We start from the raw sequence: 14341 nt of genomic DNA, 5'->3' as shown, positions 1-14341 counted from the left end.
ATATGAAACAATTCTAATTTATTACGATTAGAATTGCTGCTGCATTTTTAGTCCGTTTCCCCTTTTAACAATTTGGCACGATATTTGCGTATTTAATTTGCAAAAGCCAAGGGAGGTGAAATCTTGATACATTATGTGCTTTTTAAATTTAAGCCTGGCACAGCCATTGACGAAATTCTTCATTGTTACCAGAGAACTTATCTAAAGATGGAAAAACTATTGCCTGAAGTAGAGAACATTTCTTTTAAGGAGAATTGCGTCAATAGAGATTCTAATATGGACGTCATGATTACGATCGAGCTGAAAAGTAAAAAGGGGTTAAACGATTATCTCAATCATCCTCTTCATCTTCAATTCATTTCAGCTACTGACGATTCTATTCAAAATCGTATATCTTTCGATCACGAATAAAGAAATTAAAAAGGAGGTACAACAAATGAATGGAATTTTACTTAACAATGCTGATACAGTAATTACTGTCACTGAAGATATCCCGGCAGGCGGTCCTGTCTCCTTTGTATTCAGCGGCAGACAAAAGCAGATTTTCGCTACAGAGCCAATTCCACAGTATCACAAAATGGCCATCACTGATATCAAAGCGAAAGCTGATGTTTTGAAATACGGAGAACGAATCGGTTATGCAACAAGAGACATTTTTATCGGGCAGCACGTCCACACTCACAACGTAAATAATAAGTAGGAGGTAACGATCATGAAATTTAAGGGATACAGACGCAGCGACGGAAGCGTTGGAGTACGCAACCATGTCGTAATCCTGCCAGGCTGTATTTGCTCTGCCGGCGCTGCAAGAAAAATTGCTGCAGCTGTGGAAGGTACAACCTATCTCTACAATCCTAACGGATGCGCACAAAACAGCGAAGATACGGCGCTGACCCTGGAGATTCTTTCTGGCATGATTGCCAACGGCAATGTGTACGGCGCTTTGATTGTCGGTCTGGGCTGTGAGATTATCCAGGAAGAAACCTACCTGAACGCTATTCGGCAGAAGACGGACAAGCCAGTCTATTACATCAGCATACAAAAAGAAGGCGGCCTTGCAAAGACCGTAGCCAAAGGGGCACAATTAGCCGAGAAGCTGCGTGCCGATGCTGATCGATGTCAGAGGGAGGATTGCGATATTTCTGAGCTGATATTAGGTATGGAATGCGGCGGCTCAGATCCTACCTCTGGATTCTCAGCCAACACAGTTCTGGGTAATACCTCTGACAGGCTGGTTGATCTGGGTGGAACCAGTGTACTCAGTGAAACGCCAGAAGCCATCGGCGCAGAGAATATTTTGAGGAAACGCGGTATCACTCCGGAAATCGGACAGAAACTCTATGATACCGTCAAACAATGTGAACAGCTCTATCTCAATGCAGGAGAGGATATACGCAATACCAACCCTTCGCCTGGGAATAAAGCGGGCGGTATCACCACATTAGAAGAAAAATCGATCGGTTGTATCCACAAGAGCGGAACCAAACCTTTTACCAATGTCATTGGATATGGTGAAAAAATTACAGAAAAAGGTCTGCTATTTATGGACAGTACCGCTTACGACGTAGCATCTACTGTCGCCAAAATTGCCGGCGGTGCACAGATTGTCGCTTTCACCACTGGTCGTGGAACCCCTGTGGGCAACGCCATAGCACCGGTTATCAAAATCACCGGTAACCACCATACTTTCACTCATTTAAACGATATGATGGATTTTGATACCAGCGGCAGCTTCTTAAGTGATACATCCATTGAGGATCTGGGCGCAGAACTCTTGGAATATATCTTAGATGTCTGTAACGGAACACTGGTCAAGGCAGAAGAAAATGACATTTCTGATATGGCCATCAATCAGCTGCACAGTTATTGCTAACCTGCATGAAAAAAGAAAGGAGTTTATATGAAAATTCTAAAGACAGTACAAAAAATACCAGGCGGACTCATGGTAGTCCCCCTCTTCCTAGGCGCTATCATCAATCTTCTCTTTCCTGAAATCCTAGACGTAGGCGGTATGACCACAGCTACTTTTAAAACTGGAGCTTCCTCTTTTATCGGAGCCAGCTTGATGTGCGTCGGCTCACAGATTACAATCAACAGAGTCGGAGAACCGTTAAAAAGAGGTTTCGTCCTATTGGCAGCCAAATTCCTGGCCGGTTTTCTCCCCACTCTGTTGGTCTCCCAATTATTTGGCGCTGCCGGTGTACTCGGTATCACACCGTTGATGCTGCTGGCTGCGGTTACCAACAGCAACGGCGGCATGTACTTAGGCTTGATGACCCAGTTCGGCGATGAAAACGATTTAGGCGCTCAATCGCTTCTGGGCATCAATGATGGTCCGTTCCTGACCTTAATTGGCATGGGTCTGGCAGGCCTTGCCAGCTTTGACTACATGGCGCTGCTCGGTTCTGTAGGAACGCTGCTGGTCGGTATTCTCTTAGGCAATATAGACAAAGATATTCGCGAATTTCTCAAACCCGGAATTTTATTTACCCTGCCGTTTCTGGCTTTCTGTCTGGGGACCGGCCTAAACTTGAAAAACATTGTTACTGGCGGGTTAACTGGCATCTTCCTGGGTATTCTGGTTGTAGCTTTAACAGGCTTGTTTACCATTTCTGCCGATAAGCTGATATTGAGACGGCCCGGATATGCTGGCGCTGCCCTCTGCACCACTGCAGGGAACGCCGTGGCAACACCTGCAATTTTGGCTGAAGCAGCGCCCAATTTGGCAGGTCAGGTGGAGGCTGCAACAGCTGCCGTTGCTACGGCTGTCATTGTAACTGCAATCCTCTGTCCCATTGTCACCAGCTTCATCGCAAAAAGATTTGGCTGTCCCGGTGCGCAGCGGCTACCTGATAAATAAAAGACAAAACCAGGGGTCTAAATGGCCCCTGGTTTATTATTTTATCCCTTCTCTTTCGCATACGATTGCTAGAACTGATTTTCTGCTCTCCATTTGTTGTAACGAGCTTCTTTTTCAGGCCGGTCAAAAGGATAACCATATTGGTAGCAGTCTATGACATCTGCGTCCTTGACGATTTCTTCGATTGGTGAACCGATTTCTGTTTTCAGGCTGTGATTTTTCACTGCATGCGCAATGATCTCTATTTCCTCCTCATGAAAAGTTCCAACCTCTTTCAGAAAACGTTTTACCGGCTCGTAGCCAGCTTCTGCATGATTCTTCTGTTTGCCCGTGAGAATACGCCCATAATCGTGAACGGCTGCTGCACAGGCGGCAAGTTCAGGTTCTATGCCCCGCTGCATAGCTAACAGCCATGCACATCTGGCCGAAGAAGCCATATGGATTCTTTCCCAGTCCAAGGTCTCATCTCTTTCACTGACTTTGCCTTCTTGCTGATCGATGACCTGGTTTAATTTCACTTCTAATTCTAATAATCTATTCATGATTTATATTTTACCTTGATTTTCCTTTCGATGCAATGTATAATTATAATACATTTACTTCCATTTATAATATTATTTTCCACTTTTTAGGAGGTATATTATGAATAGAAAACTATGGAGTGTTGTTGCCGTCGTTTTACTTGCGGCTGTTATCCCCGTTTCAAGCTGGGCGCTGAGTATGCCAAAAGACCTGCTCACCTACACGGTATCCGTCACTTCCTCTGGAAGCGGACAGCTCTATTGGAACTACGGAAAAAATATGGAATTTTTTCTCTGCAACGGCAGCGATACCTACAATCAAAACTGTAGAATTAAAAAAAGCGAATCTTATAAGTTCACCACGCTCATAGACCGGGGGATTGTTCCTAAAGCGGACGACGGCTGGTTTTTTGACGGATTCTATGACAAGTCGGGTGCAAAGCTGCTGATGAAGCCGGTAAATATCGACGTTATCAGGATAACCGTAGATGGGCTATATGCTTACGACTATCTATTGTCCTTTGACAATACTGCCTATAAGAATTACACTAAGAAGAGATACCAAGATGAAATGAAACAGTATTTACGCAAGCTTTACGGAGTCAGCCGCTATAAGGTGATGTTTTCAACGCAGCTGTATAACTTACCTCGCAAGTCGGCCGATCTCTATCCTAAGTTCAAGGCAAAAACTCTGCGCAAAGTACAATTTCCACAAGACATTGACAAAGTATATGGCAACCCGAATTTCGCACTTTGGCCAAATTGTCCAAAAGCATCAGACGTGTCATATAAGTCATCAAACGCAAAGGTATTGTCCATCGACAAAACCTCCGGCCTCTGCAAAATAAAGGGAGAAGGAATTGCTACCGTCACCTTGACTCTGCCAGAAACAGACCGATATCTTGCTGAAACTGCGAAAGTAAAAGTTCGAGTAAAACCCAATGCCACTCCTATTCTATCTATTAGAAAAAAAGCGGAAAAATCTTACGAGTTGAAGTGGAAACCAGATACAAAATGTTCCGGCTACGAAATTGAGATCGGTTCTGACGTCAGTTTTTCTAAGATTGCAGCCCGGAAGACGGTCAATTCTGCCAAAACAGGCATCACAAAGATCACCATTCCTAAAAATGCGGTTTGCAAGGTCATTCGCATCCGGGCCTATAAGCGTTCTTGCGGTGAAAAGCTCTATGGTGCGCACGATGTTCGCCGTCTCTAAAAAAATTTATAATAATTTGTAACGAATTGTGGCAGAGTACCACTAACTATTGAAAGCAATAAAAATAAGGGAGGAAGCATATATGGATGCAATGGAACAAATCTATTTAGAACATGCGAAAACAGTATATGGTTTTCTCCTGTCCAGAACTCATAATTCTGATTTGGCCGAAGAACTGACCCAGGAAACATTTTTTCAGGCAGTCAGAGGCATTGACAAATTTGAGGGAAATTGCAATATCTCAACATGGCTCTGCGCAATCGCAAAGAATCTATGGCGGGAACATCTGCGAAAGCAAGCCAAACAGGAGGCCTTGTTTGATGCAGATAGCGTCCCGCCGCCGATTACAGTAGATGAAACCTCTCCTAAATGGGATGATTTAGAAGTTCTCAAAGCGGTACACCGGCTCGGTGATCCCATGCGTGAAGTCATGTATCTCAGGTTAATCAGCAATCTTACCTTCGGACAAATTGGCGAAATTCTTGGGAAAAGCGAGAACTGGGCAAGAGTAACCTATTATCGCGGAAAAGAAAAAATCATTGAGGAGGTCAACCATGAATGAACATAAAATACCTTGCGAACTAATTCAGGATCTGATGCCGCTGTACGTAGAAGGCCTCACTTCGGATCCCACGAAAAAACACATAGTGGAGCACCTGCAGACTTGTGAAATCTGCAAAGAGAAATACGAAAAATTGAATGCATCCATCGGCTGTAAAGAAACAGAAAAAAAATTAGAAGATCAGAAAGAAATTGATTATTTAAGAAAGGTAAAAAGCAACAATCGGAAAAAACTTCTGCTCGGTTTCTGCAGTGCTTTGCTCATCATTTTTATTGCGGTCTTCATAAAAGCTTATATTATCGGATATGAGGCGGACAGCTATACCGTTACCAATATCAGCAAATTTATAGATCATAATTCTGTTCTTGTTGAAGGCACTTTTGCAGGAACCAAAAGTGTCTATAGCCGCTACGAAATAGTCACGCAAAGTGATGGTACGCAAAAAGTCATCATCTATGGCTGCCGCCCTTCTCTTTGGAATAAAGATAAAGATTTTAAATTTGAAATACCATTTGACGCTATCGATAAAAGTCTGGAAGTGTACGGAGCAACTATTAATCAGCATGGATTTTTTGTCAGCTCATTGGCCAACGAATTATATAAAGCATGGAACCCTTATGTCGGTGACATGTCTGCAAATAATCGAATTGCGCAGATATTAGGTATTCGCGGCACCCTCGGAGATTATGAAAATGAGCTGCAGACGGAAAAAGAACCTTATAACTGGACATTTAAATTTAAGGACAAAGTTTCTGATCCGATCAGCTTTGATAGAAAGATGGAAGCCTATGCCTGCCTGCTGATGGCTTCAGTCGGAAATTTAGATAAAGTTACCTGGACTTACACAGAAACAGTCCCCGGTAATAAAGAACTTCACACTGCCTCGATTACGAGAAAAGAAGGTTCTAAACTGGTGCAGAATGAAATTGAAGAGAAGAATCCACCTGCCGTTCTGCAAAATCTAGTGGATTATCTATATAAATCTGATTATAACGTAGAAAACTGAATCAATATAACATTATAACATTGACCGACCTGCCTAATAAGTTTGGCAGATCGGTCGTTTTTGTTTCTAACTTACATATTAAATGAAGGCGGTTTAACATCCACATTGGGAAAATCTGTACCAGCTGGTGACGGAGTAGACATATCAAAATAGAGTCTTGCCGCTTCTGTCGTTCCAAAGTCCCTATTTGAGCCTGTATCCTGTACCTTGTTAAATGCTTCTCTGAACATGGCGTTGTGCGCCTCTTCACGGTTGAGAAGGAAATCTATCGTTTCTTTTACTTTCTTATCGTCAATTTGTCTGTAAAGATATTCATATACGACCTTCGCTCTCTGTTCAGAGGCAATATTTGACAATAAGTCTGCACATAAATCTCCTGTCACAGTCACATAGTCACCAGTCCAAGAGTACCCAGACGCGTTAATCAGACCCGGATTTAACCCTAAAATAACGTGGGATTGAATCTCTCCCGCATCAACAGCCTCTGCATTCACATCATGACCGTTCAACAGGTTAATCGTCTGTGCGACCATTTCCATATGACTTAGTTCCTCCGCTGCGATATCCATAAATAAATCTTTGATTTCTGGATCTTTGATTCGAAAACTCTGTGACATATATTGCATCGCTGCTTTCAATTCGCCATTTCCTCCTCCAAGCTGTTCCTGGAGAAGCACTGCATATTGTGGATTTGGGCCTTCAACGGCTACTGGATGAAATAATTGTTTTTCATGTTTAAACATAATTTGCTCCTTTCATTTTTCAAGAAAAATCAATTTCTTGTTATAAGTTTAATTATTTGTAAATCGCGTACAAATATTCAGAAAGAAGCATCGTTTCATTTATAATTTTTTCTTTTTGCCATCAAAAAAGTTAACAACAAAATAGCTAAAATAAAGATTCCAACTATGCGCAGATCGGTTTCATCGCCTGTCTTAGGTCGATCAATTTTTATTTTTTTTATTTCTTTGGGAGAGTCTATTTCTACCGTCTGTCCCTTATCATGGAGATCCTGATGTACGCCCACGATGCTGTCATTTAACTTCAAAGTTTCAAATACCACGACTGTTTTGCCGTAAAGTTCTTTTTCATCATATTGAAATGAAAGTTCCACGTTTCCGCCCGACATCTTCGGAACAAATGTCTTTTCAGCAGTAATAGCTTTGCCGTCAGAGATCACCGGTCTTCCCGTAGCCTGATCCATCAAAATACCGCTCACGGTATAAGTTCTTTCTGGCAGTAAGTTTGAATATTTGACGATATCCGTAATCGTGCCGTCCACAGTATGAGATGCGCTGGTCTTAATTTCCGGGACGTATACCGTCTGCTCCGGGTCGTCTATCGCTTTATGGGCGGCAACCTCTACCCCATCGTATTTCAGGCTCTCAAAAGCAACTATTGTCGTGCCGGACAAAAGCGTCGCATCAAAGGAAAAAGCAAGTTCAATGCAGCCGTCACTTTTTTCTGCAGTAAAGTTTTTCGTCTCTGATACAGCCTTTCCCCTTAGTTTGACCGCCTTGCCGGTTGCTTGATTTACTAAAGTGCCCGTTATGGAATAAGTTTCACCTGCGATTAAGTTACTGTATTGGACAGTGTCTATAATGGTCCGCTCTGTGACTGCTCTGCTGATATGGTCTTTCGTATCCCTATCTTTGGCCGTTGTTTTAATTTGGGGAAATAGAATCGTCTGATGAGCATCTTCAATGTCTGTATGCTTGGCTACTTCCTCGTTTTCTTGATATAACTTTTCGAATATAACGATCTCTTTTCCTGCCAGGCTGCTCCCGTCAAATGTAAAAGCTAAGTCAATCACGCCACTTGCTTCCTCTGGTATAAAAACTTTCTCTGCGCGAATTTCTTCTCCATCTAGTTTCATGACCTTGCCAGAGGATTTATCTATGAGACTGCCTCTCAGCGTATAGACCTTTTTTGGCTCTAAATTATTGTAGGTCACAGTATCCACGATTGTAACTCTGTCATCTGCCCTTGCAATGTGCGCTTTGGTTTCGCTATCTAAGGCAGATGTTTTAATCGATGGTCTTTCTGGCATCGGAATTTCCGGCACGTTTGGCTTTTCGCCAGCTTCATTTTGGATGCCGTCTGCGTTTATATTATCTGTCGTATTTATTTTTACCTGAACCGTTTTAGCAGATGAATCCTGACGAGCAGTGGTAATGTTCTTAGCAATATGGAAGCCCTCGTAAATGGCAGCGCCATCAATGGTCAGTTTTGGTCCGTTATCAGCAGTCAGAACTGTCGCAAGCGTATTATGAACACTGCACTTAACACCGTTGTTCTTGACAGTTTTGACGATATACGTCGCACCATCTTCAGCCTGCAGAACTAACGTCTTACCCTCTTCAAGCTTGATCGGTCCCGATAGGGAGTCCACATCAATTACATCTTTTCCCATAGTCCCATTCATCAATGTGCCTGTCGTCATTGATACGTTGACATAACCATTGAAAGGCTCCTTATAGCGATCTTTCTCATAAACCGTCGTCACAGTAATAGCCGAAGTTCCCTCTGCCCCAGTGAGAACAAGGGTCTTATTTGCTGGATTCTCTAAATCGACCTGATCGTCTGCGAGGGTGTAATCCGCATAGTAACCCGTATCAGTTACTTCTGGTATGTAGACCCCATTTGTACCGTCGTAGCTGTAGCTGTAGGTATTGCCTTTGATCTGCAGTGTCAGATTCTTGCCGTTGGCAAGGGTAATTTCTGCCGGATTTTCTTCCGTTACAATGACTTTGGTTCTCGTCATATCCTTGTGAGCTTTTACAGTGGTATAAGGCCCCTCTGCTTCCTGATCCATGCTGTAGGTCCTGCCGTTGATTATCATGGAAGCTGCAGGATACTGCGTCAAAGTTTCGATGGTAATCGTTCCACGGCCATATCCGTCCATGACTGCCTTTGCTGTCATACCGTCGGCATCCTTACCATCAGCATCTTTGCTGATTTCCAGTGGTTTTGACTTTACTCTATCGCCGGCCACAAAGTAGTATGGTGTGTCATTGAGAAGATACCCGTCCTTCGTCTTCAGCTCTTTCAAATAATAGACTCCTGCAGGAATTTTTGTCAGACTGTGTGCTTTGCCGCTGTCGTTAACAGAAAGTATATCGATCAGTGAGTCTTGCTGCAGGGCTGTATTCCCATAGTGAATCGGGGCTGCATTGTAGATTCCAAAGACCGCACCTCCGCCTGGCAGATATTGCTTCGTATCATGTCCCGTTTCAAATACTTTTGATAAATCTAATTCCACATTTACATAATCATTTCTCGCTTTGATACTATCCCATACCAGCGGTGTATATTGATCTTTGTACTGCAAGTTTACTTCCCAGCTATGTTCCGTATCCGCAATATAACCATTTGGGGCGGACAACTCACGAATAATATATTTGCCTAGCGGTAATGCTGAACTCACTGCTTTACCATCTTCTCCTGTAGTAATCGTTTCAATTAAATCAGAAAGTGCTGCAGTGGAGGTCTTGTAAATGCCGTCGAGAAGCATAATCCCCAGGTCATTGCCTTGATCAGATTCAGCCTTGTAAATTTTCGCCTGATAACCATCTGCATAGGTGATTTCAAAAGGTCCGTCCCCATCAGCCATGCTTTGATCGGAAACAATCTCCACGGTGTAATATACTTCACTGTTCTTGTCACCTTCATGACGAGTGGCAGTGACGGTATTATGATAGGCAGCTTCTCGTTTGTACACGGGGTTATCCGGGCTGAGCTGGCTATACCAGTCGATCACTTCACCTGTTCTTGTAAAAACAATGGACGGTATGATTGTTTCGTAATTTCCTTCTACGGCTTTCATTGGAATGGTCAATAAGGTTTTGGTTGTGGTGCCAAAGTAGTACATTTCCGTTTTAACTCCGTCTTCTGTCATAAAGTAGATTGGCGCGCAAGGCTCCTGCGCTGTGAAGGTCGTCGTACTGCCCTCTGCCTTCTGGCTGTATCCAATACCTAGCTCAACGACAGGTTTTGCATCAAAGGGATTGTAAATCGCTGTAATCGCCTTACCGTTTCTGTGACCCTGGGATGATATCGTAATTCCGTCTAGTTCGAAGGTAAAACCACTTTCATTGTCGGCCTGCTGGGTGTAGCTGGCCTTGTATTCTTCTACTACCATCTTCTGAAAATTACCGTCCGCCGTGCATTCCTGCCAAGTTTTATCCTGCAGCAATACTTGATAAATCACTGCCTGATCTTCCACTTTTGCAATGATAGCATAGTGAGGATTCTTGACAGTTGCTACCCCTTCATCCACTTCTATATTTGGAATATATGGAACTTCTATCCACCCGTTGGGAACTGTATACTGTGCTGCCGGTATTCCTTCTTCGTCACTAGCCGTCCAGTCATAATTGTCTGTCAAAACACGATAGGTCCCTTCCTTTGTCTTTTCTATAGCTCTGCCGCCCTTTCCCGGATTGACCAGCGTCACATTGTTGTCCCACTCAAAAGCAGTTTTTGTTACTGTTACTGGCGGTTTTTCGCCGTCTCCATCGTATTTTCCGTCTCCGTTATTGTCTATGCCTTCTTCAATTATCTTTTCAATCATTTTGACGTCTTCAGCAGTCAGTTTATAAAATTCATAATCCTTAACGATATACCGGGTCGCGCCGATATCTCCCAAATCGACAATCAGCTTACCGTCACTGTCATAAACCTTCTCTCCCGTACTCTCATAGATGTCGGCAGACTTGAAGATGTCAAAGACATTGCCATCATCATCTCCTACGTTAATGGCTGGCTTATATGCCTTGCCACCCACGACTGCAGTCGCTTCTGTCGTAGGAATATTAACACGATAGCCATTCAGCACCGATGTCACTTTGGAAACGGTGATGTCGGTATAATTTGTACCGCCTGCATTATATTTCATCTGCACATTTAGATCGTAGCGATACTTAAGACCATCCTCAGTCTTTTCAAAGTTGCAGCTATAGCTGGCCGGTCTCTGCTCTGGCGTGGTATAGACTCTGGTGTATCGGTTATCAGCGGATGCTTCACGGCCCAGCTTATAGTAAAGCTTTGCTCCGCTTTCATGATGAAAAGTGCCTTCCTCGTAGATTTCCCCTTTGCCATTAGTACCTGAATGCGTCTTCTTGTCGGTCAGAATTTTAATTTTCTTATCAGTTTCTGTGTCAAAAACCTGACAGCCGTCATTGCCGTCAGAAAGCCATTGATCGATGGCTGCATAGATTCCAAAGACGGCATCTTTCAGCTTACTCCAAACGTATTTCGGCGTCCATACGGTGTAACCATCCTTCTGGGTTTTCTCAAAGCCCGCCAGAATCTCGCCCTCCTTTTCAATTTCGATCTTCCCTTTGACCGGATTGTTTTTCATGGCTACCGCCTTATAGTACTTTACGTATTCATCACCGTCTGGATGACCTTCCTGTTTTTCTACTTTAAAGGTGTAGAAGTTAAAGATATCGCCAGCTTTGTACTCCACCTTGTTACCATCTTTATCGTAAACGGCTATCATATCATTAGCCGGATCATCGTCTTTAATCGTCTCCCAGTTCATATTGGAGTCAGCTTTTCCGTCATCATCTTTTCCATATTCGCCGGATTCACCATAGTCCGCATTGGTTCCATTGCCATTACAGTCATAGGTTCCCACGAAATAACCGTCTGGCAGTAAGAATTCCTCCAGACGATAGGTGCCAAACTTCAGATCATAGGGTAATACTATTTCACCGTAAGCATTGCAGGTAAACGTATAGTCCTTTGAAGTGGAATTGATATCTGATGCGTTGGGCAGCAATCTGCCGTAATTTTCTGATTTGGTCGGATCTGGCAGCAGATGGTTGCCCATATAACGGATATAGAACTTGGTCCCCTTCATATTTACGGTCTTCCCGGTTTCTGCATCGGTCTTCACTACTTTGATGACATTTTCTTTTTTCTTATTAGTGATACTCTTCGTATATTGTCTGCTATCCTCTGCAATGGATACCTGGAACCTCTCCAGTACGAAGCTCTCATCGTCAGCAGCCACTTCCTCCACCGTATAGGCACCATAAGGAATGTCGAGAATAAAAAGCGAGCCGGTATCAGATACGACCATATCTGTAGTGGCATTATTCATGCCAGAGGTATCCCTCACCACCTTGTATTTTTTCGCTCCATCCTCCGTATAACCATCTTCAACAAAACGAAGATACGGGTGGTCTTCGAAGCCGCCAGAGTTTAGATACATCCTCCACTTAGACTTGGTGGACAGATTCAAAGAACCTGCATTCCCTTCTTCATCAAACACATCTTCTGACTCCTTTTGTTTCTTGATGAGAAGTTTTCCCCGCCAATTGTCGTTAATCCAGGTCTCTTCGTTCAGCGTCAGTTGATCGTCTAGGTCTTCCTGGACTCCTTGTGCTGTCCCATCGCCGGCATTGGTTCCCAAGGTCGTCTTATAGTTTATCTTATATTGAATATCCGACCACTTTGGATCTTGGGTAACACAAGTGCGGCTATCTTTGCTGATTCCATGATAGCTGACTTCGTATTTGCGATTATTCGTTCCCGTTCCGCTTGCGGTCTCTGAAAGTCTTGCTGTGGCAGGTATCTCAACTACCTCATATTCTACATTTTGAGTATTCTGCCACTCCAGTTGGATAGGCGTTACGCTGCAGTGGGTGATCTCATTGCCGTCGTTGTCGGTTTCTGTATGGAAATAGGATCCGGACCGTGTCTTTGTCAGATCCGCAGGTGAAGTCCATGGCTGGTCACTGAGAATTTCTGTAGAACCGTATTCGTCCAAGGTTACGCGATCTACTTCTTTGCCATTGCGATAAAGAACAAATGTAGACGACAGCACAGCGTCACCCATAGGCGTGCACTTGTCGCCATCCCAGCCAGGGTTCTTGTCATCTTTATGTACTGGAAATTCAAAGACCGGCCAATAATCAGGCTCCGGCTCCCCCTCTTTTGGCAATTCTTCAATGCCTCCAGTACGGAATTTTAGATACATAGGCACTGAATGTTCGGGCACGCCGGTGGCAATTGCTTGTCGCAGACTGCCGCTTGAGGACCAAGACCAAATCAGCATTTTACTGCCATCATAACTTTCTTCAATTGGAATCCTCTTCGCAAATTTAAATACCGCTCCATCCTCACTGAGGTTTTTGCCTTTATAGATAAAAGTGTAAGTGTTGCCACTTTTTTTAACTTCCCAATTTTTAGAGGAAGTGCCACTTGCTTTGATCTCCACATCGATTTTATTAGCTTCCTTTAGAGTGCAAGTGTAATATCCTGTAGCAGGGTCTTTCTTCATCAGCCAGCCTTTAGTATTCTCAGCTGCGCTTTTATTATCTTTGGCAAAGCTAGCCACTTGCCAATGCTTTTTAATACAAGCTGCCATGAAATGATAGATGTCGGAGGCTGCCCTGCCGCTGATGATGCTGTAATAATGATTAGCACTCACTAGGCCGTTTTCCTGTCTGCCGTGGCCTCCTTTCATTGAGTCCGTTCGGATCAGCTGCTGGTATTCCCAAATCAATACCTGTGTAGCAATGTACCAATCATCCAGAGTATAAGTCCCAGCGTTTTTGTGCCAGTAGTTGCTTTTTGAAAAGCCCATGTTGATAAGATCGCTAAGATGCCTGCCAGGCTGGTAGCCATATATCAGTGAATATTGGATTCCATCTTGTGAAGATTTTGGATATCCGCCAGTATGAGCCCAGCTTTCCAATGATTGTTTTCCCGTCAGATTTGTAGTCGTGTCTACTCGAATTCCATGAGCAATGCAATATCCAGTCCGTGTTTTACCCTCTGTCCTAATCATATATTTTTCTATTCCTGCGGTGGAACTCTCATAGGTTGCGGCATGATCGGCCACTTTATTGCCCTTCGCATCCCACCAATAGGCTGGCGCCATCTGGCTCTTCTTCCAGCTGTATGTGTTGCCCTTTGCATCTCGAATGGCGCTGCCATAGCGGAAAGTTCCGACAGTAGCTCCATAAGAGATGCCTTCACCTGACAAGAGGGATAACGGCATCGCAGTAACCATTAAAGCTGTAATCAATAATATCAGCCAGATTCGCTTTGAAAAATCCGTCATTTGTTTCTTCATTTTTTCTCCTTTCGTCAAAGAAAAAACGACTGCAATAGTTGCAGTCGTTTTAGATAATATAAATATTTTGCTGTATATAAAAAGGCG

General features: G+C 43.5%; 10 protein-coding genes. 7 read left to right on the top strand and 3 right to left on the bottom strand.

Annotated elements, in window-relative coordinates; genetic code table 11:
* Nucleotides 1-123: 123 nt before the first annotated feature.
* The 4 genes from BN6539_RS17330 to BN6539_RS17315 are packed head-to-tail and all read left to right on the top strand — an operon-like array spanning nucleotide 124 to nucleotide 2860.
* On the top strand, nucleotides 124-411 hold the full coding sequence (locus tag BN6539_RS17330) for a Dabb family protein (protein WP_067541301.1): 288 nt from the start codon (nucleotides 124-126) through the stop codon (nucleotides 409-411).
* Nucleotides 412-436: 25 nt separating this feature from the next.
* On the top strand, nucleotides 437-700 hold the full coding sequence (locus BN6539_RS17325) for a UxaA family hydrolase (RefSeq protein ID WP_067541299.1): 264 nt from the start codon (nucleotides 437-439) through the stop codon (nucleotides 698-700).
* A gap of 12 nt (nucleotides 701-712) precedes the next feature.
* Nucleotides 713-1873, top strand: coding sequence for a UxaA family hydrolase (locus BN6539_RS17320; protein ID WP_067541297.1), 1161 nt, complete (start codon nucleotides 713-715; stop codon nucleotides 1871-1873).
* A gap of 27 nt (nucleotides 1874-1900) precedes the next feature.
* Nucleotides 1901-2860: a 2-keto-3-deoxygluconate permease gene (locus BN6539_RS17315; RefSeq protein ID WP_067541295.1), complete on the top strand. Its 960-nt coding sequence runs from the start codon at nucleotides 1901-1903 to the stop codon at nucleotides 2858-2860.
* A 68-nt stretch (nucleotides 2861-2928) separates the two neighbouring features.
* Here BN6539_RS17315 and BN6539_RS17310 read toward each other — a convergent pair whose 3' ends face one another.
* Nucleotides 2929-3402, bottom strand: a complete 474-nt coding sequence (locus BN6539_RS17310; protein WP_067541293.1) for an HD domain-containing protein — start codon at nucleotides 3400-3402, stop codon at nucleotides 2929-2931.
* A 100-nt stretch (nucleotides 3403-3502) separates the two neighbouring features.
* Here BN6539_RS17310 and BN6539_RS17305 point away from each other — a divergent pair, with 100 nt between their 5' ends.
* The 3 genes from BN6539_RS17305 (at nucleotide 3503) to BN6539_RS17295 (ending at nucleotide 6165) form a co-directional block, all read left to right on the top strand.
* Nucleotides 3503-4597, top strand: coding sequence for a hypothetical protein (locus BN6539_RS17305; RefSeq protein ID WP_067541291.1), 1095 nt, complete (start codon nucleotides 3503-3505; stop codon nucleotides 4595-4597).
* A gap of 82 nt (nucleotides 4598-4679) precedes the next feature.
* Nucleotides 4680-5159 carry an RNA polymerase sigma factor gene (locus BN6539_RS17300; RefSeq protein ID WP_067541290.1) on the top strand — a complete coding sequence of 160 codons (480 nt, stop codon included), beginning with the start codon at nucleotides 4680-4682 and terminating at the stop codon, nucleotides 5157-5159.
* On the top strand, nucleotides 5152-6165 hold the full coding sequence (locus BN6539_RS17295; protein ID WP_067541288.1) for a DUF4825 domain-containing protein: 1014 nt from the start codon (nucleotides 5152-5154) through the stop codon (nucleotides 6163-6165). The genes BN6539_RS17300 and BN6539_RS17295 overlap by 8 nt, the downstream gene beginning before the upstream one ends.
* A 71-nt stretch (nucleotides 6166-6236) precedes the next feature.
* On the opposite strand, the gene BN6539_RS17290 is transcribed toward BN6539_RS17295, so the two are convergent.
* Together BN6539_RS17290 and BN6539_RS17285 are read right to left on the bottom strand one after the other, a co-directional pair.
* Nucleotides 6237-6908, bottom strand: coding sequence for a manganese catalase family protein (locus tag BN6539_RS17290; RefSeq protein ID WP_067541286.1), 672 nt, complete (start codon nucleotides 6906-6908; stop codon nucleotides 6237-6239).
* A gap of 95 nt (nucleotides 6909-7003) precedes the next feature.
* The gene (locus BN6539_RS17285) at nucleotides 7004-14254 is read right to left on the bottom strand and encodes a VaFE repeat-containing surface-anchored protein (RefSeq protein WP_067541284.1); all 7251 of its coding nucleotides are present in this window, start codon (nucleotides 14252-14254) and stop codon (nucleotides 7004-7006) included.
* Between the last annotated feature and the right edge of the window lie 87 nt (nucleotides 14255-14341).

Origin of the sequence: Emergencia timonensis, assembly GCF_900086585.1 — a bacterium.
Lineage (GTDB): Bacteria > Bacillota > Clostridia > Peptostreptococcales > Anaerovoracaceae > Senimuribacter > Senimuribacter timonensis.
This window is presented reverse-complemented; position numbering and strand designations above follow the sequence as displayed.